Raw genomic sequence first — 22896 nt, 5'->3', positions numbered from 1 at the left:
CCATTGGCACCTCAAGAGCAACGCTGCAACCGATCGGTTAACCATTCCATCGGCTTTTTATCGCAAATTGGGAAAAATCTGATTAAACAGAAGATGCATCGGGGGATGCCTCGCGGAGAAACGAGTCGCTTTAAGTGATTGCCGCGTTGAGCAGTTGGTTGGGACTTTCGTCATGGACAAGTTTGTAAACGAAAATATGAGCGAAGACCGTTTGGACGGCGCATTGGTGCTGGACCGGATGGAGGATTACTGGGGAAGTCTGCGCCGTGGCGCGACCGTTCCTTACCGTTCGGACGTGGACCCGCGCTCCGTACAGCGTATGTTGCGCCACTCTTTCATTCTGGAGCGGATTGCACCCGGCATGGCGAAGTTGCGGGTGTCGTGCAACACACTTGCGGATTTGCAAGGTATGGACATGCGCGGAATGCCGATCGCGTCGATCATTTCCGAAGAAAGCCGCGAAGAGTTCCGCGAAATTCTTGAGCAGGTTTTCTCGGGCCCGGCAACGGCTCGGCTCGATCTGTCCACCTCTGGTGGGTTCCGCCGGGACGGCAAAAGCGCATCGATGTTGCTTCTGCCTTTGCGCAGCGACTCCGGAGCCATCAACAGAATTCTGGGCGCTATCACTGTGGACGGTGCCGGTCGAAAAGGTCCGACCCGCTTTGATTTAACGGAAAGCCTGATCCGCGAAGTCAGCGTGCGGGATGACGGACTCGCCGAACGTTTGTCGGTGCGCCCCGTTACGCTTGCCGATCGCCAAAACGCTCTGCAGCCAGAAGATATTCGGGCAAATACTGTGCCCACCAAACACGCACACCTGCGATTGGTCGTGTCAGACGCCTGACGCCAGAAGGCTTTAAGTGTCATAAAGAAAAGGGCGGGGCCACTGGACATGGCACCCCGCCCTTTTTCTTTTCTATCACTACTTTAATGGTGTTTTCTAAAGAAAAAGGCGCCCCTGATGGAGCGCCTTTGCTATTGTTTTATCTTGTTTATACCGCAGCGGCTTGACGCTCATCATTCATTGCGGAGAGCTCTTCGGCAACGAGGAATGCCAGCTCCAGAGACTGCGACGCGTTCAAACGTGGATCACATGCAGTATGATAACGTGCGGAGAGATCCTCTTCGGTCACAGCACGTACACCACCGGTGCATTCGGTCACATCTTGACCAGTCATTTCGAAATGAACACCGCCTGGAATAGTGCCTTCCGCTTTGTGCACGCCAAAGAACTCACGTACTTCGCGCAAAACACTGTCGAACGGTCGGGTTTTATACCCAGTGGCCGATTTAATCGTGTTTCCGTGCATTGCGTCACACGTCCAGAGAACGTTGGCGCCTTCTTCCTTCACCGCTTTAATAAGCCGCGGAAGATGCTCACCAACAGAGCCTGCACCAAAACGCGCGATCAAAGTCAAGCGACCGGCCTCGTTTTCCGGATTCAGCTTTTCCATCAGCACTTTCAGATCGTCGGCAGTGGTTGTCGGACCACATTTCAGGCCAATCGGGTTCTGAACCCCACGCGCGAATTCCACGTGCGCACCGTCAGGCTGACGGGTGCGGTCACCAATCCAGATCATGTGACCGGAACCTGCAAGCCATTTTCCTGAAGTTGAGTCCAGACGTGTCAGCGCTTCTTCATACTCGAGAAGAAGCGACTCGTGACTGGTGTAGAAATCGACAGTTTGCAGCGAGTGCATCTTGTCTGAGGTCACACCTGCGGCCTTCATAAAGTCGAGCGTGTCGCTAATGCGATTGGCGAGATCGCGATACTTCTCCGCCTTCTCGCTTTCAGTGAAACCCAATGTCCATGCATGCACCTGATGCACATCAGCGTAACCGCCGGTCGAGAACGCGCGCAGAAGGTTCAAGGTTGCTGCTGCCTGCGTGTAGGCCTGCAGCATCTTGTTGGGATCCGGTATCCGCGCTTCAGGTGTGAAGGCGAGTTCGTTGATGATATCGCCACGATAGCTTGGCAATTCCAAACCATCGACGGTTTCGGTCGGTGCGGACCGCGGTTTGGCGAACTGGCCTGCCATGCGCCCTACTTTGACCACTGGAACCTTGGCCCCATAGGTGAGCACCATCGCCATTTGCAACATCACTTTGAATGTGTCGCGAATACCATCAGCAGAGAATTGTTCGAAACTCTCGGCGCAATCCCCACCTTGCAACAAAAAGGCCTCGCCGCGGGACGCGGCACCAAGCTGGGCTTTCAGGCGGCGCGCCTCTCCGGCAAAGACCAATGGCGGATAGGTTGCGAGCTTGGCTTCGACAGCCTTCAGCTCTGCTTCATCCGTATATTCAGGCATCTGAATCCGGGGCTTAGAGCGCCAGTCAGATTTGTGCCATTCAGCCATTGTCTTTACTCCAATTAGACAGTTAGAGCCCGCGTTATACATGCGCGATAATGATAGCGCTATACGCTAAATTCCGCTCTTGACGCCCCCCATCTTTTCAGCGCTAAAGTCGTTCTCTAAAGTGGGTTGAGGGACCCGCGTGCCTTGAAGGGGAAAAGGCTTAAATGTCAGATACTTCGACACCCATGCAGGACGCATCCTTTAGCAAGGCCAAGCGCTTTGTTTTTGTGTTGCTGGATAACTTCACCCTTCTGAGCTTTGCCTCAGCGGTGGATTGTCTGCGCCTAGCCAACAGGAGATTGGGGCGTCCGCACTACACCTGGGTGCTTGCCGGTGAAGAAGGTGACTCGGTTTCATCTTCAACCGACACCGAATTCAAACTGGACGAAGACCTTGGGGAATTGCGCCGCGATGACACCATCGTTTTGTGCGGTGGTATCGACATCCAGAAGGCCACAACAAAGAAACTTCTGAACTGGCTGCGGCGAGAAGCGCGAAAAGGTCCGGCCATCGCCGGGCTTTGCACGGCCTCATACACTATGGCGAAAGCGGGATTGCTCGATGGAAAGCGTGCGACGATCCACTGGGAAAACCAAGACAGTTTTTCGGAGGAGTTCGAGGAAGTAGAGCTGTCTAAGTCGGTGTTTACCATTGACGGAAATCGCATGACAACGGCTGGAGGAACATCCTCTATCGATCTGTTTTTGCAGATAATTGCAGCGGACCTTGGTGAAGAGATTGCCAATTGGGTCGCGGACCAGCAGATTTACAGCTCGATCCGAACGGACCAGGATACGCAGCGCCTTTCGGTACCCACACGTATTGGCGTGCGGCACCCAAAGCTAAGCATGGTCATCCAGATGATGGAAACCAATATCGAGGAACCGATCAGCCCGTCTTTGCTGGCCAAAGAAGTGGGCATGTCGACACGTCAGTTGGAACGGTTGTTTCGGCGGTATCTCAATCGCTCGCCGAAACGCTACTATATGGAACTGCGCCTCCAGAAAGCACGGAACCTTCTGATGCAAACGGATATGAGCGTAATCAATGTTGCTCTTGCGTGTGGCTTTGCTTCGCCAAGTCACTTTTCCAAGTGTTACCGCGCACATTACGAAACAACGCCCTATCGAGAGCGCGGCACCCAGGCGGCGAGATTGTCGATTTGATTAGAAGAAGCTGTTAAGCTTCTCAAACTCGCGGCTGTAGTCGACATTGATCAGTTTGATGCCGTTGTCGGTGGAGTGAGACATCAAATATACATAGAAGTAACGATAGTCTTCATCCCAGTAGGCGAGTATTTCCTGACGAAAACCGTTCTTCAGGGCCTCGCTCCTGACGGTCCCGAACGCGACGAAGTTCTTCGGATAGTTTTCCCAAAACTGGTTGTCGATCCTTACAATATCTTCGTCTGTCAGTTCGACCTCTGGCCGGATCAATTGAAGAGCGTCCCCGAGGCGTTGCTCCATGACGAGCTGATTGAATTCTGCCATGCCCTGGTTGAATTGTGTGCGCAGGTTTGTCTGAGCGTCCGCCACCTGTGTTGTTGCCAAAGTTACTGCTAGCGATAAAGCCAATAATCTGAACATCTAACGATCCATTTTTTCGAGTACTTGTAGGAGCCTAGTTGTTGGGGGTGATCCGGTAAAGAGTTCCTCTGTCTTCGGATAGGAACCAGATGCCACCAAGCGGTCCTTCCCGAACATCACGGACGCGCCTGGTTTCGGGAGTTCCTATTTTACCTGTTTCTCTCAGGCGGTTGCCGGACAGTATTGAGATGTAGTCAAACTTGAGGCTCCCAACAAAAAACGCCCCCTTCCATTCGGGCCAAAGCTTTCCCGAGTAGATGGCGAGACCAGACGGCGCAATTGAAGGATCCCAGTAAACGACCGGCTGCTTCATACCTGCTTTTGATGTGCCTTCGCCAATTTTTTGCCCGGAATAATGGCGTCCGAAAGCGATCACAGGCCAACCATAATTGTTGCCTTTCCCAATTTTGTTCAATTCATCTCCGCCTTTGGCACCATGTTCCACCGACCAGAGTTGGCCATTGAGATCAAAGGCCAAACCTTGAGGATTTCGGTGCCCGTAGGACCAGATTTCAGGTTGGGCGTCGGATTGATTTACAAACGGATTGGATTTCGCAGGCTTTCCATTACGGGTTATGCGCAAGACCGCGCCGTTATGCACAGCAAGATTTTGCGCGGAAGGTCGGTCGCCGCGATCCCCGATCGTAAAAAACAATGTTCCGTCTTTGGCTTCCGCTAGTCGACTTCCGTAGTGACGTGATCCTTTGCTTCCTTGAGACATTTGAAAAATGGTTTTTACATCTGCCAAGCGAGACCCATCAGCGCTTAGTTTTCCTCGCGCGACGGCAGTTCCCGTTCCGCCCGACTGCTTTTGAACAAAAGTCAGGAATATCTCGCGTTTGCTGCTGAAATCGCGGGGAATCAGAACATCCAAAAGACCACCCTGCCCGTCTGACTGAATTCTTGGCAGGCCTGAGACCGTATTTCGCCGTCCGTTCGCGCTAACATGCAGGAGCTTTCCACCGCGTTCGGTTATCAAGAGCCCACCGTCTGGCAAAAAACCGAAACTCCACGGTGTCTTGAGTTTTTCGACGACCGGTTCAATCCGCAGGTTTGCGGCGTTGCTTGCCGCTACGTAATGAACGCTCGCCAGTAAAACAGTTATAACGGCAAGAATAGGTAATACTTTGAAATATTTCATGTTTTTTAAAGCCTGAGTTTTTCGGTACACCTTGGAAAATTCATACCATCAAACGCAGTTTTTGTGTGATCAAGTTTTGGGCACTTGCCCCTTTTCTTTTGAAATCTCCCCGCATAGGCTCGGCCATACAAAAATACCAATAGGGAGTGTAACAATGAAAAAACTGCTTCTAGCGACCGCTGCAGGCGCGCTGCTCGCAGGTGCCGCATCGGCCGAAGACATCAAACTAGGCATCATTCTGGGCTTCACCGGTCCGATCGAATCCCTGACGCCTTCCATGGCAGACGGTGCTGAACTGGCAATGAAGGAAGTCACCGACAGCGGCAAGCTTCTGGATGGCTCTTCCGTGATGCCGGTGCGCGCTGATTCCACTTGCGTCGACGCAGCCGCGGCATCGGCCGCCGCAGAGCGTTTGATCACTGCAGATGGCGTTAAAGGTATCATGGGTGCTGACTGTTCCGGCGTAACCGGCGCGATCCTCAACAACGTTGCTCTGGCAAACGGTGTTGTCATGATTTCCCCGTCAGCGACGTCACCTGGCCTGAGCCACAACAACAACGAAGACAACGGCCTGTTCTTCCGCACCGCTCCATCTGACGCACGTCAGGGCGTTGTGATGACGGAAGTTCTGATGGAAGAAGGCATCAAAGAAGTCGCGGTGACTTACACCAACAACGACTACGGTAAAGGTCTCGCAGACAGCTTCCAGGCGGCCTTCGAAGCGGCTGGCGGCACGGTCACAATCAACGCTGCCCACGAAGACGGCAAAGCCGACTACTCTGCAGAAGTTGGTGCATTGGCGGCGGCCGGTGGCGAGCGTCTGGTTGTTGCAGGCTATGTGGACCAAGGTGGTTCCGGCATCGTTCGTGCCGCAATCGACTCCGGTGCATTTGATACCTTCCACTTCCCGGACGGCATGATTGGCGAGAAGCTTCAGGAAAACTTCGGTGATGAAATCGAAGGTTCTACCGGTCAGCACCCTGGCACCGACAGCCCTGGCGCAGCAAAATTCGCCGAAATGGTTGGCGGCGCGTTTGACGCGACCTCGCCCTTCACACCAGAAAGCTATGACGCGGCTGCTCTGATCATGCTGGCAATGCAGGCAGCGGGATCATCCGATCCGGCAGTCTACAAGGAAAAAGTCATGGATGTCGCTAACGCGCCCGGCGAACAGATCTTCCCGGGTGAACTGGCCAAAGCTCTCGAGATCCTCGCAGGTGGCGGTGACATCGACTACGTTGGCGCGACTGCGGTTGAGCTGATTGGCGCGGGTGAGTCTGCGGGTAACTACCGCCAGATCGTTATCGAAGGCGGTGAGATCACCACGGCTAAGTACCGCTAATCGCTTCGTGAACTGAGATCGAAAACAGCCCGGCTTGTCCGGGCTGTTTTTCAATATATAACGCGCAGCAATGAACTGCGCAGGGGGTGTAACATGATCGTCGTAGAAGACGTTCACAAACATTTTGGAGGCTTTCGTGCTGTTGACGGTGCAAGCCTGAAAATCGAACCGGGATCAATCACCGGCCTGATAGGGCCAAACGGAGCCGGAAAAACCACTCTTTTCAACGTGATCGCCGGGGTTCTTCAACCAACGTCCGGTCGTGTAACCATGGCGGGAGAAGACATCACCGGTCTTCCACCACATGAGTTGTTTCATAAGGGTCTGTTACGCACGTTCCAGATAGCTCACGAATTCAGCTCCATGAGTTGTCGGGAAAACCTTATGATGGTGCCTGGCGGGCAATCCGGCGAAACGCTTTGGAATACGTGGTTCGGTCGCAAACGCATTGCGAACGAGGAACGCGCTCTTCGTGCCAAGGCTGACGAAGTTCTTGAGTTTCTGACGATTGAACATCTGGCGGATCACAAGGCCGGACAGGTTTCTGGCGGTCAGAAGAAGCTTCTCGAACTGGGGCGCACGATGATGGTTGATGCCAAAATCGTATTCCTCGACGAAGTGGGCGCTGGCGTGAACCGCACACTGCTTAACACTATCGGCGACGCAATTCAGCGCTTGAACAAGGAACGCGGTTACACGTTCGTTGTGATCGAACATGACATGGATTTCATCGGTCGCCTGTGTGATCCGGTGATCTGTATGGCGGAAGGCAAAGTGCTTGCTGAAGGCACGCTGGACGAAATCAAAGCCAACGAACAGGTAATTGAGGCCTACCTCGGTACCGGTTTGAAAAACAAGGAGATGGTGGGCGCATGACGCGGCTCGCTGTGGCATCGTTGCTTGGTTTGATGGCCGCCCCTGTTCATGCGGATCAGTTCATTTACCGGTGCTGGTTCGATTGGGGATGTGATCCAAACACCAAGTGCGACCACGCTGGCGAGGATGTGCGCTTTCGTGTCGAAACGGAAACCAATGTCGTTGAACGTATCGGGGGCAACCCTCTGAGTGTTTTCGAACTGGTTCTGGGCGATCGCGCGGTCACAATACTTGAGCGGCCCATTTCAGGCGGCACAACGACGACGACCATCATGCTCGACAGCGGCGAAGCCGTTCACAGCGAAAATGCCGTTTCCGGACGAGACCTGGCCCCGCGCCAGTTTGTCGGAGAATGCGTGCCTTCGTAGAGGGGGACGAAATGAAACAACAAAAACAAAAAGGGGGGACGCCATGAGCGACAATCCCTATCAGGACGATCGTGGCAACAAAGATGCATCGATCACCAATCCCAAAGGCGGAGGCGAAATGACGCCCGCCGTTGGGACTGGCAAGGAAATGAACACGACGGATGCCTTTCTGGTCGGCGACAGCATGACCGGCGGCTATGGCAAGGACGGCCCTGATATCCTGCATGACTGCACGATTGCCGTGAACCCGGGTGAGATTGCGGTGATTGTTGGCCCCAACGGGGCCGGAAAATCCACCGGCATGAAAGCGGTCTTCGGCATGTTGAACCTTCGTCAGGGTTCTGTGCGGCTGGATGGTGAGGACATCACCGGTCTGACCCCGCAGGCACGTGTGGCCAAAGGCATGGGTTTTGTGCCGCAGACCAACAACATCTTCACCTCGATGACGGTGGAAGAGAACCTCGAGATGGGCGCGTTTATCCGCACCGATGATTTCTCGGACACGATGGAGCAGGTATATGGCCTCTTTCCCATCCTGAAAGAGAAACGCAATCAGCCGGCGGGCGAACTCTCCGGTGGACAGCGTCAGCAGGTGGCCGTGGGCCGCGCGCTGATGACGCAACCCAAAGTTCTGATGCTGGATGAGCCAACCGCAGGTGTGTCGCCCATCGTGATGGACGAGCTGTTTGACCGGATCATTGAGGTCAGCCGCACCGGCATTCCGATCCTGATGGTCGAGCAAAACGCGCGTCAGGCGCTTGAAATTGCCGACAAAGGCTATGTGCTGGTTCAGGGGCGCAATGCCTACACCGGCACCGGCAAAGACCTTCTCGCGGACGAAGAAGTCCGCAAGTCGTTCCTGGGGGGCTGAGTGATGCAAACACATTTTCAGAACATAGCTCTCCCAGCTGCCGCTGCTGCGCTTATGTCCTCATGCTCAACTGCGGGCGCCACGGACTATTTGCTCACATGCCAAATGGCGTCCAAAGTCACCAGCGATACGCAAACGCTGCGGGTGTGGGACGAAAGCGCGGGTGACGACTGCCCTCTGGTCGCAAGCTTTGATGGCAGCGACGGTATGGAGTGTTTTCAGCAGTTGAAAGGCAGCGAAGAGTTGCGTTTCGCCGGGACCGTCACCGACACGTATATCACCGCCCAACCTTCGGGTCGCGGTGCCTATGTTTCCTCAGCCGGAAATGACTTCGAATTCATGACTGGCAAATGCGAGGTGTTGAATTAATGGACTTCCTCAACGCCCTCGTGGCGCTTTCTAACTTTGTCATCATCCCTGCGATTGCCTATGGTAGCCAGCTGGCGCTTGGCGCGCTGGGGGTTACGCTAATCTACGGCATTCTGCGGTTCTCCAACTTTGCCCATGGCGACACCATGGCCTTTGGCGCGATGCTCGCGGTGCTCATCACATGGTGGTTCCAATCGATGGGCGTGAGCTTTGGCGTTCTGCCAACGGCCCTGCTCGCCCTGCCCTTTGCCATTCTTGGCACGATGGCGCTTTTGCTGTTCACCGACCGTGTGGTCTATCGCTTCTATCGCGAACAAAAAGCCAAACCGGTGATCCTTGTGATCGTGTCGATGGGCGTGATGTTCATCATGAACGGTCTGGTGCGTTTCATCATTGGGCCGAACGATCAAAAGTTCGCCGACGGTGAGCGTTTCATCATTTCTGTTCGGGAGTTCAAGGCGCTGACGGGCCTCAAGGAAGGTCTGGCAATCAAAACCACGCAAGGGATCACCGTTGTCGTGGCGATCATTGCGGTCGCCCTGCTCTTCTGGTTCCTGAACCGCACGCGCACCGGCAAATCCATGCGCGCCTACTCGGACAACGAAGATCTGGCGCTCTTGTCGGGCATCAACCCCGAACGCGTTGTGATGTACACGTGGCTGATCGTGGCCGCATTGGCGACAACCGCCGGTGTGCTGTACGGTCTCGATAAATCCTTCAAACCCTTTGTTTACTTCCAGCTTCTGCTGCCGATCTTTGCCTCTGCAATCGTCGGTGGTCTTGGCAGCCCGCTGGGCGCCATTGCGGGTGGCTTTGTGATTGCCTTCTCGGAAGTCACCATCACTTATGCTTGGAAGAAAGTGCTGAAATACCTGATGCCGGAAAGCCTTGAGCCTTCAGGATTGGTCCAATTGCTCAGCACAGACTACAAATTTGCCGTCAGCTTCGTGATCCTGATCGTGGTTCTGCTGTTCAAGCCGACCGGCCTGTTCAAGGGGAAATCGGTATGAGCGAAAACCTAAAAAACACCGCTCTTTTCGTATTGGTCTTTGCGCTGATCGCGTTGACCGGAATTATGCAAAGCTGGAACGTGGCGCTTCTCATTCTCAACATGGGACTGATTTCGGCCATTATGGCCTTGGGGGTGAACCTGCAATGGGGGTTTGCCGGTCTGTTTAACGTCGGTGTCATGGGCTTTGTTGCACTTGGTGGTCTGGCAGTTGTGCTGACCTCTGCGGCCCCCGTGCCGGGCGCCTGGAGCGCAGGCGGATGGCGGATTGTGATTGCATTGCTGGCTGGCGCCGGCACCATCATTGCCACCGTCATGGTGCGCCAACGTATGGCTGAAGGACGCGCACGCAATGTCTCGACCCTGGCAATATTGGTCGGCGGCTTTTTCCTGTACCGCGGCATCTTTGATCCCGGTGTGGAAGCCGTCGAAGCCATCAATCCCGCGCTTCAAGGTAACCTTGGTGGTTTGAACCTGCCTGTCCTGCTGGCCTGGCCTATGGGTGGTTTGCTGGCCGCAGGCGTTGCCTGGCTGATTGGCAAGACAGCACTGGGATTGCGCTCTGACTATCTGGCGATTGCCACGCTCGGCATTGCGGAAATCATCATCGCAGTGATGAAGAACGAAGACTGGTTGGCACGCGGCGTGAAGAACGTTGTAGGTTTGGATCGTCCGGTTCCCTACGAAATTGACCTGCAGAATTCATCCGCGTTTGTAAACCGAGCCGAAGGGCTTGGCATGGATCCGGCGACGGCTTCGTCGATCTTTGTGAAGCTCAATTACTCGGTGCTTTTTGCTATCGTCCTGATCCTCATCTTTGTCATGGCGCAACTCGCGCTCAAAAGCCCTTGGGGACGCATGATGCGTGCGATCCGTGACAACGAAGTGGCAGCTGAAGCAATGGGCAAAGACGTGACCAACCGGCACCTTCAGATATTCGTTCTGGGTTCTGCGGTCTGCGGTATCGGCGGAGCGATGATGACCACCTTGGACGGACAACTTACGCCCGGCACTTATCAGCCGCTGCGCTATACTTTCCTGATCTGGGTGATGGTGATTGTTGGCGGGTCTGGCAACAACCTTGGCGCTGTTCTTGGCGGATTCCTGATCTGGTTCCTTTGGGTTCAAGTCGAACCGATGGGACTTTGGCTGATGCAAGTGATCACCGCAGGAATGGCGGAAGGCAGCGCTCTCAAGAAACATCTGATAGATAGCGCGGCGCATATGCGCCTCCTGACGATGGGAGTGATCTTGCTGCTGGTTCTCAGGTTCAGCCCGAGAGGCCTGATCCCCGAAAAATAATGGAAAAGGGCGTCCCAAGGGACGCCCTTTTTTGTTCCGTGGAAAGCGGTTTTGATCAGCGCCCTTTAAATAATCCGCCGAGAATTCCGCGCACAATACGGCGGCCGGTGGTGCCAGAAAGCTCCTTAACAACCATCTTCGTCATCGCTTCTCCAAAGGTATCGTCTGCACGGACCCTGAGCGTACGCGACGAACTCCGGCTGACGCGCCCTCCGGAGTACCGGCGGGCAGAGGAAAACTCGCGCTCGGCCGTGGACATGTCTTCTTCTTTGGCCTCAACGGCCTCAGCCTCAGCAGCTGCCTTTTCAGCACGCTCCTTGAGGATTTCATAAGCCGACCGTCGGTCAGCCAATGTGTCATATTTTCCCGCAACCGGCGAGGACGCCATAACCGCACGTCGGCTAACGGCATCAAGCGGCCCCAGTTGAGAACTTGGGGGGCGGATCAATGTACGTTCGACAATGCCAGGTATCCCCTTTTTCATCAGCATCGACGTGACCGCCTCACCGACCCCAACCTCTCGAATGGCAGTTTCCGTGTCAAAACGAGGATTGGGCCGGTATGTCTCGGCCGCCATTTTTAGCGCCTTGCGATCGCGCGCGGTAAATGCACGGAGAGCGTGTTGAACACGGTTGCCCAATTGACCGAGAATGTCTTCCGGGATGTCGTCGGGGTTTTGTGTGACAAAATACACGCCAACACCTTTGGAGCGGATCAAGCGCGCAACCTGCTCTACTTTATCCACCAGCGCTTTGGGCGCGCCATCAAAAAGCAAGTGCGCTTCGTCAAAAAAGAAAACCAACTTTGGTTTGTCCGGGTCGCCTACCTCTGGCAGTTCTTCAAAGAGTTCGGACAGTAGCCATAGAAGAAAAGTCGCATAAAGACGGGGGGCTCCCATCAATTTGTCCGACGCAAGTATGTTGATCTGACCCCGCCCATCAGCACCCACATGCATGATGTCTTTCAAATCCAGAGCCGGTTCTCCGAACAGTTTGCTGGCCCCTTGATTTTCCAAAACCAGAAGCCGCCGCTGGATTGCGCCGATCGAGTTGACCGACACATTTCCATAACGCAGTGCGATTTCCCCGCGGTTCTCCCCGAGCCAGACAAGTAAAGACTGTAAATCTTTCAGGTCTAGCAGCGGCAGGCCTTTTTCATCTGCAAGACGAAACGCGATGTTGAGAACACCTTCTTGAGCCTCGCTAAGTTCCATGAGTCTGGCGAGCAAAAGTGGACCCATTTCCGAAACCGTCGTGCGGACTGGGTGTCCTTGATCGCCGAACAAGTCCCAGAAGGTCACAGGAAAGCTTTCGTAGACGAATTCGTCAAATCCAATAGTTTCGGCCCGGTCGGTGAACGCCTGATGCAACTTGAAGGCCTCACTCCCCGCCGCCGCCAACCCCGACAAGTCACCTTTGACATCTGACAGGAATACTGGAACACCAGCGGCCGCGAATCCTTCGGCAAGTATCTGCAAAGTGACGGTTTTGCCTGTGCCTGTGGCACCCGCGATCAGCCCGTGGCGGTTGGCATACTTGAGTGTTAGCCCCTGTTTTTCGCCGTAGGATTCTCCACCGCCGCCAACAAATACTTTTCCGTCCATGCCAGTCCTCGAAATTTATTGTCTGGTTCACAATACGCGCCGGTGCCTACCCAAGCCACCCCCAATAGACCGGATGGGATCATTCAACCCAGGGTCGCATTGTTCACCTCCAGAAAAAGCGCGTGTCGCAAACTGCTTAACAAGTAACCCATCGAAATCCTTGAAAAAACGTATTCTAAACTGTTGACGGTCGGAGAATTTATTCGTAGCGTCTCTGCAATGAATAAGTCGGCCAGTCCGACGGGGAGTGAAAACGAAAAAGGGCCTATCTCGGTGGGCCCTTTTTTGCTGCTTGGTTTCCTTCGGTTCGCGGAAATTTTCTCTCATTTTTGCTGGTTCACGCGCTTTTTTCTGACATCTGCGCATTGGCGTGATAATCCGAGACGAAATTCAGGCAAATCACGGGAATACACATGCCCAAGTTTAGAAATCTCCTAGCAGCAGCCGTTGTTATCGCGGGCGCTGTCCCCGCAGCCGCTCAGGTCGGATCCTTGTCTGACGGCACCCTCAATATGGGCCAAAAGGTCGAACAGGCTCCGCAACCCGTTGGTCCGGCTGGAGCCAATGTTGAAAAGATGGGCGACTGGAATCTGGTTTGCCCGGAAGATACAACCCAGCAACTTCCTTGCCGTCTGGTTCAATTGATGAACGACGACCAGGGAGCTCCTGTTTCGGAAATCACAATTGTGAAGTTTGCCACACCGCGCGGCCCCGCGGTCGCAGCTGCCAACATCATCGTTCCGCTGGAGACTCTCCTTCTTGAACAGCTGACCATCTCTGTCGATGGCGAAAACCCGACACGTTACCCGTTCTCCTACTGCAACAAAGTTGGGTGTGTGGTGGAACTTGGTCTTGCAGAAGCAGATATCGAAGCAATGAAAACCGGTGGCGAAGCCAACATCGTTATTGTACCGGCGATCGCCCCGGACAGCGTGGTTAATGTGAATATGTCACTCAGCGGGTTTACCGCAGCCTATGACAAAGCCGCTGCCGCTAACTGAACTGGAAACATGTTGTAGAAAAGCCGCCTGTGATTGGGCGGCTTTTTTCGTGCGACATTGATTGGCTTATCGGAATTTGCGCAGCGCAAGCACGGCATTCAAGCCGCCGAATGCAAAGGCGTTGGAAAGAGCGACATCAATTTCCGCTTCACGTGCTTCGTTTGGAACCACGTCCAAAGCACATTCAGGGTCTGGCTCTTCATAACCAATCGTTGGCGCAACTATGCCATCCTTGACTGCCATAATGCAGGCAAGCAATTCGACCGCGCCAGTTCCACCGATAAGATGGCCATGCATCGATTTGGTCGAAGAGATCATCAGATCGTCGGCATGCGGACCAAAGACATCGGCGACAGCACTGCACTCAGTTTTGTCATTTGCTGCGGTACCTGTTCCGTGCGCGTTGATATACCCGACAGTTTCTCGATCGATTTTCGCATCTTCCAATGCGCCAGCTATCGCGCGCGCGGCGCCTTGTTTTGATGGCATTACGATATCCGCTGCATCCGAGCTCATCGCAAAGCCAACCACCTCTGCGAGAATATCAGCGCCGCGGGCTTTTGCATGCTCCAATTCTTCAAAGACAAAAACGCCTGCGCCTTCGCCTTGTACCATACCATTGCGATTGGCCGAAAACGGGCGGCACGCATCTTTGGTCATGACACGTAGGCCTTCCCACGCCTTAACGCCCCCGAAACACAGCATCGACTCCGCACCGCCAGTGATCATAACAGGTGCCATGCCAGAACGGACCATCTGAAAAGCCTGCGCCATCGCGTGGTTGGAGCTCGCACAGGCCGAAGCAACAGTAAAGCTCGGCCCCTTCAGATTGAACTCCATGCTAACGTGGCTGGCCGCGGCATTGTTCATCAACTTGGGCACCACGAAGGGATGCACGCGGTTCTTCCCGTCTTCGTAAACGGTACGATAATTCTCATCGAGCGTTTGCATTCCACCGCCGGAATTCCCCATGACAACGCCGGACTTCGCAGACAAATCGCCATGAAATTCCAGGCCGGATTGACCAATAGCCTCGCGCGCAGCGACCAAGGCGAACTGTGTAAAGCGATCAAACAAAGCAAGCTGCTGACGGTTAAAGATTTTATCCGCTTCAAACCCCTGAACCTGCGCCCCGATCTGCACCGCAAGGCGTTCGACGTCCCGCACATCAAGCGGACCGATCCCACATCTGCCCTCGCGCATCGCGTCAAGGGTTTGCTTGACGTTGTGACCCAACGCGTTGACCGTTCCGGCCCCGGTGATCACGACTCGTTTGTTTGTCATAGTTTTGTCCGCGCGCCCTAGCGCGCCCTTTAGGCCTGCTCGGCTATCAATTTTTCGATGCCGGAAATGATGCTGGCGACCGTAGAGATGTCAAAATCGCTGGCCGTTGGTTCATTTGCATTGAAAGGTACCGAAATATCGAACGCTTCTTCGATGGCGAATATGCTTTCAACAAGACCGAGGCTATCGATCCCCAGATCTTCAAGCGTGCTTTCAAGCGTGACATCAGAGGGCTCAAGAACTGCTTGTTCCGCAATGATTTCAACAACTTTGTCCTGGACGCTCATGTATTTTCCTTTCGAAGCCTGTGCTGGACTTAGTCACTAGACGGGCGTTTGGAAACAGATTTTTGAAGATCGGCTACCTGTTTGCTCAACCGCGGCAATCTGCGCAGGCTTTTGTACATTTCTAGGTTGGTGTCCATCTTGACTGCAGGGTACCCAAGGATGACTTGCCCTGCAGACACCCTGCTCATCACTTTGCTTGCTCCCCCAGCAATCACATTGTCACCGATTGTGGTGTTGTCGGTCACGCCCACTTGGCCGCCAAAGACAACGTTGTTGCCAATGGTTGTGGAACCCGCGATACCAACCTGGCCTGCAAACAGACAATCTTTCCCAACGGTCACATTGTGGGCGATGTGAACGAGGTTATCCATCTTTGTTCCATCACCGATATACGTATCGCGGACGGTTCCATAGTCGATACAAGTGTTCGCACCGATTTCCACGTCATCCCCGATCGTAACCGCCCCAAGCGAATGAATTCGGGCCCATTGTTGGCTTTTGACGTCACCTTGATCACCGAGAGACTCCCGGGCCTTCTCGACCCCAGATTTTTCCGGAGTGACAAACGACATACCGTCCGAGCCAATCCGAACCCCCGGTTGGCATCGGAAGCGAGCTCCGATTTTGACGCGGGCCCCGATAGATACGTGATCTCGTAAATAGGCATCCTCGCCCAAAACACTGTCTGCGCCGATATGACAGAACGGACCAATGACAGATCCAGCGCCAATTTTCGCCCGTGGACCGATGATTGCATAAGGCGAAATGGCGACGTTTTCAGCAACTATTGCTGAGTCGTCGATCAATGCCGTCGGGTGTATTCCGGCCTCAAAGTGTTGGCCGGGGTCCATCATTTGGGTTAGCCCGGACATGGCATACCGACCCCGCGTTGCGATGATAGCAGCCTCAAGTCCCAGAGATTGCCAATCGGCACCCGGCCATAGCAATGCCACGCGTGCTTTTCCGCGCGAGAGGCCTTCGGCGAACTTGGGATTTGTCAAAAGAGCCAGATCGTCCGGTCCCGCGCCAGCCGGTTCTGCCACGCGCTCAACCACCAGATCGGTGTTTCCGAAAGCCTCAGCGTCCAAAGCCTTCGCAATTTGACGAACAGTGTAAGTCATGGGTTCTCCCCGGATGTTCTCCGGGGATATTTATCCCTGTTGACCTGGTAGCGCCACCCCTTCATTGGCGAGAGCTTTCCAGATTTTCGCATCCCGACCATAGACGTCGCGGCGGTACTGCACCGGACCTTTGGCTTCTGTGTAGGCGGTGCGATAAATGATGTGCACAGGAATATTGGTTTCCAGATCAACCTTGGTTTCACGTCCGGTTTTCAAACGGGTGTGAAAGAATTCCTTGGGGTTTTCTTCCTGTTTCGACAGCAGTTCATAGGCGAAATCAAACGGCTGTTGCAAACGGATACACCCGTGACTGTACGCCCGTGTTTCGCGTGCAAACAGAGCTTTCTGAGGAGTGTCATGCAGATAGATATTGTGCCGGTTGGGGAACATGAATTTGACCAGACCCAGCGCATTACGGTTGCCAGGTGCCTGCTTCATGTCGAACGGAAAGTTCGAGGTCGAGTATTGTGTGAAATCAACCTGACTGCGGTCCACTGTTTGTCCCCGTCCGTTGACAAGACGAAGATAGCCAACCGCGTTGGGATTGTTCTTGAGCATCGGGAGATACTCTTTGGTCGCAATAGAACGCGGGACGTTCCAAGTCGGGTTTATCACCATGTGTTCCATAGTGTCGGAAAACTCGGGGCTGCGACGGTCGGATTGGTTTTTGCCGACAACAGAGCGTGTCCGGAAGGTGAGCTTGCCGTCGTCGATAATCTTTGCGGTGAAGTCTGTCAGGTTCACCAGAATTTCGCGCCCCTCCAGGGTACGATCCAGCCACCGTTCACGTTCCATCGCAACGAGAACCGACTTCAACCGATGCTCAGGGCTGCGGTTGATTTCTTCAATCGTGCCTTTGCCCGCCACGCCGTCGGATTCAAGACCGTTCGCGATTTGAAAGGCCTGCACTGCCTTCTCGAGATCGCGGTCATACGTTGCAGCCGAAGAACGCTGCATGAAGCCGAGCGCGATCAGTCGGTTGCGTAATTTGACAACGTTCGTGCCGCTGTCACCTGGCTCATATTTGCCCGAAGGAACCGTTTCGCCCCAACCACCGGATGCGATCAAAGCCTCAAGGCGCATACGCTCTTTCTTGAGACGCAAGTATTCCGCTGTCTGTGGTGCCAACCCGTTTAGAAAAGCCTTCGGATCTTCTGATGCAGCGAGCGACGCGACAAGTTCGTCGCGGTCCCGTTTCTTGATTTCACGGACCAAACCCTCGTCGATCTCAAGCGGTGTCAACATGCCCGACGTCAAATCACGTGCGTACTTCAAGTACATTTTCGTCATGGCCACCTCGACCATGCCCAAATCGCGCTTTGACCGCGCCGCCGCCATTTGTCCGACCAAGGTGTCAACGTCGTAGCGATCGGTCGGAAGGCCGTGATCGCCAACATTTGCCAAGGCATTAATCAGCGCCTTACGACGCTCTCGCGCTAAGGGCGTGTCATCAGTCCAAACAGGCGCATAGTTGGCGGACCGATAATAAGCGGCCACATCGCTGTCGCGCGCCGCGGCTTCAGCCACGGCCTGCTTGAAAACCGGAAACGCAGCAACGGGCGTTGCCGAAAATGATGTGCCTGCAAGCAGAGCAGCAAAAACGGTACCAGTAATTTGGCGACGGAACCCTAACAGCATAACTAACCCTCAGTCGTTTTATTCGCAGAATAGCGAAGTGTTTTTTCCACCATTGGATACTGCGTTTTCGCTGTCTAATCACAAGTTCTCGAAACCTCAAACCTCAATATATTGTGTTGCGGCTGTGTTGCATTCCAGTGCCTGCTCCAAGCTGAAAGGAGAACGCAGCGGGAACATTTACAGTCTGGTGAGAACTCACGGCACATTTTTCCACGTGTTAAGCAATTTTTCGCCTGTTTCAGCCAATATGGGAGTCAAGCTCGAAATGAGTTCTTGGAGCATGAATCCATGTATGCAATAAATTCCCCACATCTGAGGGGATGGTTAAACAATCGCGTAACATCGCGATGGCAGGTTAGCGACGGGACAGGCGCTGAAACAATGACTGAACATAGCTCTTCGAGCATTTCCAGACGTGCGCTCTTGGGCGCCTTTGCAGCGACGGCACTCACCGCTGCTCCTACCTTCTCCAAAGCGGCAGGTTTCTTGCGTGGCGGCGGCGATATTCGTCGAATCCGCATGTACTCCGGCCGTACCGGCGAAAAGATCGACACCATTTATTGGGTCGAAGGCAAATACATCAAAGACGCCGTCAAGGAAATCAATGCATTCATGCGCGATTGGCGCACGAACGATGTAATAGGCATTGATACGCGGACAATCGACATTATGGCAGCGGCACACAACCTTCTGGATGTGAACGAGCCCTACATGCTTTTGTCCGGCTATCGCAGCCCGGCCACCAACGCGATGCTGCGCTCTCGGTCACGCGGTGTTGCCAAGAACTCCCTTCACATGAAAGGTCAGGCCGCTGACCTTCGTATTTCGTCTCGCTCAGTTCACCAGATCGCCAAAGCCGCTGCTGCATGTCGCGCGGGCGGTGTTGGTCGATACTCCGGTTCGAACTTCGTCCATATGGATTGCGGACCGGTACGCACCTGGGGCCGCTAAGCCACCTTTGTCTTGAAGCACACAAAGGCGTCCTCAGGACGCCTTTTTTGTTTCAACCGGGTCAAACGCATCGCTCGATTTCACGATGAGTTCGAATTTCACCCGCGCGGCGCTGAGTTCCTTGTAGAAGTTCAACAACAAGCGCCAAGGCGAATTGATCCGTTCAAGAGCCGAAATAGAAGCGACCACCGTCCCCACATCCGTCATGTTCTGCTTCATCAACAAACCGCCGATTAGCAGAATACCCACGAGACCCACGCCACTGATCACATTCATTGCCATCTTCATGGACAACTTCAGTTTAAAGATACCGCGCCTGATCGTGTAAATCTTGTCGAAGTCATCGACAATTACGTCCTGAACCTGAGAGATGTCCTTCATCTCTTCGTCGCTGATTTCGGAAGACGCGTGGCGAAGAACAATGGTGCGGTCCCGAACCCGTTTGTTCACTTTCTCCTGCAAGAAAAGGACGATGGCGGCCTGCGGTACGATCATAAAAACCATAAACGCCCCCAGATATGGCTGGGTGGACGCAACATACCCCACAACCGAAACCAAAGTGCCGACTTGCAACAAAGGGTTCGCAACTGCTTGTCCTACAAATCGCCCGACTTCTTCAGCTTCAGCAGAGATGATCGTTGCAAGCGTTCCTGCATTTGGCTTGCGCGAAGCGTCCGGATTGTGATGTGCACCATAGACACTCGCGCGAATGCGACGGATCGTATCTTCGCCCAGCAATGAACTCCGGTAGTTTAGCGCGAACTTGAAAATATTGGTGACGACGATCACGCCCAGATAACCGGCACACAGCCCGACCAGCACATTGACTTCTAGATCCGGTCCGAGGCTGTTGATGATGTCCTTTTGAAACTGCAATGGCGCTGCTGCCAGCGCCGCCACAATGAGCGACAGAATTATCAGAACGATCTGAGCCTTGCCGGTGTTGCGCCAAATCCGTGCGTAAAATTTCCACATTTGCGTTCTGACCCCGAAACTATACCAAAGCTAATGGCTTCTTCCCCGACCCTACACGTCGTCGCCGATGAAAAACAAACGCTTAGCGCGATTGAACGGTGCCAAGATCTGAGATCGCCGCACCAAACCAACATCAGGAGAATTCGTGGTTATGATCTCTGGGTCGATGGAAAAGCTTTTAGCGAACTCAGTGCTGTCCATTTGTCCGATACACTTGTTCCAATGCACCTCGCCCTTTCTTGGTCCGTCATGATTTCCGTGCCCACAACCCTTTGCAACCAGTGGTTCCGAAAGGTTGTCCAATTCAGCGATCATCGATCGCGCGGCGTGCCGACCAAGGCAGCGAATTAGGCCAAACTCATTGTTACCGGTACGCTCGATCTGATCGAAGAAGGCCCGCATATCGGCGGCGCGGTTCGAAAAAGAGCCAAAGGCTTCGGCCTGTTCAAAAAACGTCAGCTCGAAAATGTCGGACATCCAGCGGCGCATCCGGTCAGCCAAGACTGCGCCGCGAAACACGCGGCAGCTCCCGCAAGTGTTGTGAAATCCGAAAACACGGATCGCTGCGTCCAGAGAAAACCCCTTATCCGTCCGTTTCAACGCCGCGTGTAGACCGCTGGAAATCACGACCCCGTCATTTACGGAACCAAGGCGGTTTCCTACTGTGCTAACAAGGTCCGACCGGACAAAATCATCTCCATCCAGAAACATCACGGAAGAAGCGTTCAATTGCGACAGCGCAAATTGGGCGCCAAGCACATGTTTTGCGCCCTTGTCCTCCCGTACATCGAGTGGCGAAGCTGTCCATTCTCGGTCATCACCAAGCACCAGAAAATGGACACGCAGATCAAGATTGTCGGCCCAGTCCGGCACACGGTGACACACAACTACGACAGCAACATTGGTTTCCGACTGCAATAGACATGACCGGACAGTTTGTTGAAGTATGCGCTCTACGGCATTGTAATCGATTAATTTTTTACCACTTGGGTGCACGACTGGGATAACAAAGGCGAATGGACCCTCCAGAGCCAAACCGGCTTGTGTAGTGGTTTTTGAAGGCTGTTTCTTTTCAAAATCATCCAGCGAGATGATGAATTGTTCTGAACCGAAACGATCCTTCCAATTTGGAAGTCTTTTTTCCTTGCTAACAAAAACAGCCCCGTTTGATGCCCTGAGGACCGCGTTCAAGCCTTTGATTGCCCTTGGAAAAGAACAGGCGTCGAACTGCTCAAGAACGTTCGGACCGGTCCGCAGTCCGATACCGGTTTGCATTCTTCCGAGTTGCCACTTTGACGGAACTCTCAGCCCGGCTGTTTCACAGACAGCCTCAAATCTCTGGCGGTCAACTGCGTCCAGTCCTGCAGCAACAAATTTAACGTCAGACAATGTCATGCCGGGCCCTCATGCGCCCAGAAAACCAACTAACCGTCTCAAGTCAAAGGAAAATGGCGCACCTTAGAGGATTCGAACCTCTGGCCTCTGCCTTCGGAGGGCAGCGCTCTATCCAGCTGAGCTAAAGGTGCGTTGCAGGCTCTATAGCCACCTGCGCCGTGGGCCGCAATGACAAATCGCGGCCCGCTCGAGATCATTAGGCAAAGAGTTCATGCGCAAGTTCCAGCGCGTCTATCAGTACATCAACCTCTTCCGGCGTGTTGTAGAGGCCGAAGCTGGCACGACAGGTTGCGCTTACCCCAAGGTGGTCCATCAGAGGGCCCGCACAGTGATGACCGGCACGCACCGCAACTCCCTTTTTGTCCAGAATCGTGGAGATGTCGTGAGCGTGCCCTGCCCCGTCCAGCGTAAAGCTGAAAATCGCGGCCTTGTCAGTTGTTGTGCCCTGCACCTGCATCCAATTCAGGCCGGCGAACTTCTGGGTCGCATAGTCTCTAAGTCCAGCTTCGTGGCGTGCTACATTGTCCATGCCAAGGTCCATCAAGTATTGAAGCGCAACGCCAAAACCAATGGTTTGTACAATGCCTGGCGTCCCCGCTTCGAATTTCATCGGCGGATCGTTGTAGATCACTGCCTCCTTGGTCACTTCCTTGATCATGTCGCCCCCACCAATAAATGGGCGCATTTCCGCCATCCGTTCAGATTTGCAATAGATCGCGCCCGACCCGGAGGGGCCGTACAATTTGTGTCCAGTGATCGCATAGAAATCGCATCCCAAATCCTGAACATCCACAGGAGCATGGACCGACCCTTGAGATCCGTCGACAAGAACCGGCACGCCCTTGGCGTGAGCGCCTTCGGTGATGGCTTTCACGTCGACCATAGTGCCTAAGACATTGGAACACTGAGTCACCGCGACCAGCTTTGTTCTGGGACCGATGGCGTCTATAACAGCCTGAGGATCAAGCGCTCCGGCGTTGTCGACGTCGACCCATTTTATCACGACCCCCTGACGTTCACGCAGAAAATGCCAGGGAACAATGTTGGCGTGGTGTTCCATCACCGAAAGGACGATCTCGTCACCTGCCTCCATCCGGGGCATGGCCCAACCATAAGCGACCATATTGATGCCTTCGGTGGTACCGGAATTCAGTACGATTTCATCTTCTGATGCCGCGTTCAGGAACCTCGCGATGGTGCCACGCACGGCCTCATACTTGTCCGTTGCAAGGTTGGAAAGGTAATGTAAGCCCCTGTGAACATTTGCATATTCCATAGAGTAGGCTTGATTGATTGCATCAATCACCACCTTTGGCTTTTGGGCGGATGCACCATTGTCGAGGTAAACCAACGGCTTTCCATTCACTTCCCGCGAAAGGATCGGAAAATCGGAACGGATTTTTTGAACATCATACAT

The 22896-nt window shown here is 54.0% G+C and carries 22 protein-coding genes and 1 tRNA gene; 11 read left to right on the top strand and 12 right to left on the bottom strand.

From position 1 onward, the window contains the following. The first annotated feature begins 172 nt into the window (after positions 1–172). Positions 173–844: a PAS domain-containing protein gene (locus BXY66_RS07255; protein ID WP_132859475.1), complete on the top strand. Its 672-nt coding sequence runs from the start codon at positions 173–175 to the stop codon at positions 842–844. A 148-nt stretch (positions 845–992) separates the two neighbouring features. Here BXY66_RS07255 and BXY66_RS07250 read toward each other — a convergent pair whose 3' ends face one another. Continuing rightward, on the bottom strand, positions 993–2360 hold the full coding sequence (locus BXY66_RS07250; RefSeq protein WP_132859474.1) for a class II 3-deoxy-7-phosphoheptulonate synthase: 1368 nt from the start codon (positions 2358–2360) through the stop codon (positions 993–995). Between the two features lie 164 nt (positions 2361–2524). On the opposite strand from BXY66_RS07250, the gene BXY66_RS07245 reads away from it, so the two are divergent. Then, on the top strand, positions 2525–3526 hold the full coding sequence (locus BXY66_RS07245; RefSeq protein ID WP_132859473.1) for a GlxA family transcriptional regulator: 1002 nt from the start codon (positions 2525–2527) through the stop codon (positions 3524–3526). Here BXY66_RS07245 and BXY66_RS07240 read toward each other — a convergent pair whose 3' ends face one another. Both BXY66_RS07240 and BXY66_RS07235 read right to left on the bottom strand, forming a co-directional pair. Continuing rightward, the gene (locus tag BXY66_RS07240) at positions 3527–3946 is read right to left on the bottom strand and encodes a hypothetical protein (protein WP_132859472.1); all 420 of its coding nucleotides are present in this window, start codon (positions 3944–3946) and stop codon (positions 3527–3529) included. Positions 3947–3980: 34 nt separating this feature from the next. Then, positions 3981–5087, bottom strand: a complete 1107-nt coding sequence (locus BXY66_RS07235; RefSeq protein ID WP_132859471.1) for a PQQ-dependent sugar dehydrogenase — start codon at positions 5085–5087, stop codon at positions 3981–3983. Between the two features lie 154 nt (positions 5088–5241). On the opposite strand from BXY66_RS07235, the gene BXY66_RS07230 reads away from it, so the two are divergent. The 7 genes from BXY66_RS07230 (at position 5242) to BXY66_RS07200 (ending at position 11224) form a co-directional block, all read left to right on the top strand. Then, positions 5242–6429 carry an ABC transporter substrate-binding protein gene (locus BXY66_RS07230; RefSeq protein WP_132859470.1) on the top strand — a complete coding sequence of 396 codons (1188 nt, stop codon included), beginning with the start codon at positions 5242–5244 and terminating at the stop codon, positions 6427–6429. A 93-nt stretch (positions 6430–6522) separates the two neighbouring features. Further along, positions 6523–7305 carry an ABC transporter ATP-binding protein gene (locus BXY66_RS07225; RefSeq protein WP_132859469.1) on the top strand — a complete coding sequence of 261 codons (783 nt, stop codon included), beginning with the start codon at positions 6523–6525 and terminating at the stop codon, positions 7303–7305. After that, complete coding sequence (locus BXY66_RS07220; RefSeq protein ID WP_132859468.1) at positions 7302–7673, top strand: hypothetical protein; 372 nt, start codon at positions 7302–7304, stop codon at positions 7671–7673. Before BXY66_RS07225 ends, BXY66_RS07220 begins: the two co-directional genes overlap by 4 nt. 43 nt (positions 7674–7716) lie before the next feature. Further along, positions 7717–8544: an ABC transporter ATP-binding protein gene (locus BXY66_RS07215; protein ID WP_132859467.1), complete on the top strand. Its 828-nt coding sequence runs from the start codon at positions 7717–7719 to the stop codon at positions 8542–8544. Between the two features lie 3 nt (positions 8545–8547). Further along, a complete protein-coding gene (locus BXY66_RS07210) occupies positions 8548–8913 on the top strand; it encodes a hypothetical protein (protein WP_132859466.1) in 366 nt (121 codons plus the stop codon). After that, positions 8913–9923 carry a branched-chain amino acid ABC transporter permease gene (locus BXY66_RS07205; RefSeq protein WP_132859465.1) on the top strand — a complete coding sequence of 337 codons (1011 nt, stop codon included), beginning with the start codon at positions 8913–8915 and terminating at the stop codon, positions 9921–9923. Before BXY66_RS07210 ends, BXY66_RS07205 begins: the two co-directional genes overlap by 1 nt. After that, positions 9920–11224 (top strand): branched-chain amino acid ABC transporter permease, encoded by a 1305-nt coding sequence (locus BXY66_RS07200; protein WP_132859464.1) that lies wholly within the window; start codon positions 9920–9922, stop codon positions 11222–11224. Before BXY66_RS07205 ends, BXY66_RS07200 begins: the two co-directional genes overlap by 4 nt. A 55-nt stretch (positions 11225–11279) precedes the next feature. Here BXY66_RS07200 and BXY66_RS07195 read toward each other — a convergent pair whose 3' ends face one another. Next, entirely contained in the window at positions 11280–12827 is a 1548-nt protein-coding gene (locus BXY66_RS07195; protein WP_132859463.1) for a helicase HerA-like domain-containing protein, read from the bottom strand. A 413-nt stretch (positions 12828–13240) separates the two neighbouring features. Here BXY66_RS07195 and BXY66_RS07190 point away from each other — a divergent pair, with 413 nt between their 5' ends. Beyond that, positions 13241–13828, top strand: a complete 588-nt coding sequence (locus BXY66_RS07190; RefSeq protein ID WP_132859462.1) for an invasion associated locus B family protein — start codon at positions 13241–13243, stop codon at positions 13826–13828. A 66-nt stretch (positions 13829–13894) separates the two neighbouring features. Here the strand turns inward: BXY66_RS07190 and BXY66_RS07185 are convergent, their stop codons facing one another. From BXY66_RS07185 to BXY66_RS07170, 4 genes are read right to left on the bottom strand one after another with little or no spacing between them, the layout of a single operon-like run. Then, positions 13895–15112, bottom strand: coding sequence for a beta-ketoacyl-[acyl-carrier-protein] synthase family protein (locus BXY66_RS07185; protein ID WP_132859461.1), 1218 nt, complete (start codon positions 15110–15112; stop codon positions 13895–13897). 29 nt (positions 15113–15141) lie between these two features. Then, a complete protein-coding gene (locus BXY66_RS07180; protein WP_132859460.1) occupies positions 15142–15399 on the bottom strand; it encodes an acyl carrier protein in 258 nt (85 codons plus the stop codon). 29 nt (positions 15400–15428) lie between these two features. Further along, entirely contained in the window at positions 15429–16520 is a 1092-nt protein-coding gene (gene lpxD, locus BXY66_RS07175; protein ID WP_132859459.1) for a UDP-3-O-(3-hydroxymyristoyl)glucosamine N-acyltransferase, read from the bottom strand. 30 nt (positions 16521–16550) lie between these two features. Further along, complete coding sequence (locus tag BXY66_RS07170; RefSeq protein ID WP_132859458.1) at positions 16551–18158, bottom strand: L,D-transpeptidase family protein; 1608 nt, start codon at positions 18156–18158, stop codon at positions 16551–16553. Positions 18159–18539: 381 nt separating this feature from the next. Here BXY66_RS07170 and mepK point away from each other — a divergent pair, with 381 nt between their 5' ends. Next, on the top strand, positions 18540–19109 hold the full coding sequence (gene mepK / locus BXY66_RS07165) for a peptidoglycan L,D-endopeptidase MepK (RefSeq protein ID WP_132859457.1): 570 nt from the start codon (positions 18540–18542) through the stop codon (positions 19107–19109). Positions 19110–19142: 33 nt separating this feature from the next. On the opposite strand, the gene BXY66_RS07160 is transcribed toward mepK, so the two are convergent. The 4 genes from BXY66_RS07160 to BXY66_RS07145 form a co-directional block, all read right to left on the bottom strand. After that, the gene (locus BXY66_RS07160) at positions 19143–20084 is read right to left on the bottom strand and encodes an ABC transporter transmembrane domain-containing protein (protein WP_132859456.1); all 942 of its coding nucleotides are present in this window, start codon (positions 20082–20084) and stop codon (positions 19143–19145) included. Between the two features lie 51 nt (positions 20085–20135). After that, positions 20136–21479: a hypothetical protein gene (locus BXY66_RS07155; RefSeq protein WP_132859455.1), complete on the bottom strand. Its 1344-nt coding sequence runs from the start codon at positions 21477–21479 to the stop codon at positions 20136–20138. 54 nt (positions 21480–21533) lie between these two features. Beyond that, positions 21534–21610, bottom strand: a tRNA-Arg gene (locus BXY66_RS07150). A gap of 65 nt (positions 21611–21675) precedes the next feature. Then, on the bottom strand, positions 21676–22896 hold the full coding sequence (locus BXY66_RS07145; protein ID WP_132859454.1) for a cysteine desulfurase: 1221 nt from the start codon (positions 22894–22896) through the stop codon (positions 21676–21678).

Origin of the sequence: Shimia isoporae (assembly GCF_004346865.1) — a bacterium.
Classification (GTDB): Bacteria; Pseudomonadota; Alphaproteobacteria; order Rhodobacterales; family Rhodobacteraceae; genus Shimia; species Shimia isoporae.
The sequence above is the reverse complement of the archived record's forward strand: the minus strand, read 5'-3'. Positions and strand labels throughout refer to the sequence as shown.

Coding starts and splice junctions, on each gene's coding strand:
- BXY66_RS07255 (WP_132859475.1), top strand. CDS start 173: ATGGACAAGTTTGTAAACGAAAATATGAGCGAAGACCGTTTGGACGGC.
- BXY66_RS07250 (WP_132859474.1), bottom strand. CDS start 2,360: ATGGCTGAATGGCACAAATCTGACTGGCGCTCTAAGCCCCGGATTCAG.
- BXY66_RS07245 (WP_132859473.1), top strand. CDS start 2,525: ATGTCAGATACTTCGACACCCATGCAGGACGCATCCTTTAGCAAGGCC.
- BXY66_RS07240 (WP_132859472.1), bottom strand. CDS start 3,946: ATGTTCAGATTATTGGCTTTATCGCTAGCAGTAACTTTGGCAACAACA.
- BXY66_RS07235 (WP_132859471.1), bottom strand. CDS start 5,087: ATGAAATATTTCAAAGTATTACCTATTCTTGCCGTTATAACTGTTTTA.
- BXY66_RS07230 (WP_132859470.1), top strand. CDS start 5,242: ATGAAAAAACTGCTTCTAGCGACCGCTGCAGGCGCGCTGCTCGCAGGT.
- BXY66_RS07225 (WP_132859469.1), top strand. CDS start 6,523: ATGATCGTCGTAGAAGACGTTCACAAACATTTTGGAGGCTTTCGTGCT.
- BXY66_RS07220 (WP_132859468.1), top strand. CDS start 7,302: ATGACGCGGCTCGCTGTGGCATCGTTGCTTGGTTTGATGGCCGCCCCT.
- BXY66_RS07215 (WP_132859467.1), top strand. CDS start 7,717: ATGAGCGACAATCCCTATCAGGACGATCGTGGCAACAAAGATGCATCG.
- BXY66_RS07210 (WP_132859466.1), top strand. CDS start 8,548: ATGCAAACACATTTTCAGAACATAGCTCTCCCAGCTGCCGCTGCTGCG.
- BXY66_RS07205 (WP_132859465.1), top strand. CDS start 8,913: ATGGACTTCCTCAACGCCCTCGTGGCGCTTTCTAACTTTGTCATCATC.
- BXY66_RS07200 (WP_132859464.1), top strand. CDS start 9,920: ATGAGCGAAAACCTAAAAAACACCGCTCTTTTCGTATTGGTCTTTGCG.
- BXY66_RS07195 (WP_132859463.1), bottom strand. CDS start 12,827: ATGGACGGAAAAGTATTTGTTGGCGGCGGTGGAGAATCCTACGGCGAA.
- BXY66_RS07190 (WP_132859462.1), top strand. CDS start 13,241: ATGCCCAAGTTTAGAAATCTCCTAGCAGCAGCCGTTGTTATCGCGGGC.
- BXY66_RS07185 (WP_132859461.1), bottom strand. CDS start 15,112: ATGACAAACAAACGAGTCGTGATCACCGGGGCCGGAACGGTCAACGCG.
- BXY66_RS07180 (WP_132859460.1), bottom strand. CDS start 15,399: ATGAGCGTCCAGGACAAAGTTGTTGAAATCATTGCGGAACAAGCAGTT.
- lpxD (WP_132859459.1), bottom strand. CDS start 16,520: ATGACTTACACTGTTCGTCAAATTGCGAAGGCTTTGGACGCTGAGGCT.
- BXY66_RS07170 (WP_132859458.1), bottom strand. CDS start 18,158: ATGCTGTTAGGGTTCCGTCGCCAAATTACTGGTACCGTTTTTGCTGCT.
- mepK (WP_132859457.1), top strand. CDS start 18,540: ATGACTGAACATAGCTCTTCGAGCATTTCCAGACGTGCGCTCTTGGGC.
- BXY66_RS07160 (WP_132859456.1), bottom strand. CDS start 20,084: ATGTGGAAATTTTACGCACGGATTTGGCGCAACACCGGCAAGGCTCAG.
- BXY66_RS07155 (WP_132859455.1), bottom strand. CDS start 21,479: ATGACATTGTCTGACGTTAAATTTGTTGCTGCAGGACTGGACGCAGTT.
- BXY66_RS07145 (WP_132859454.1), bottom strand. CDS start 22,896: ATGTATGATGTTCAAAAAATCCGTTCCGATTTTCCGATCCTTTCGCGG.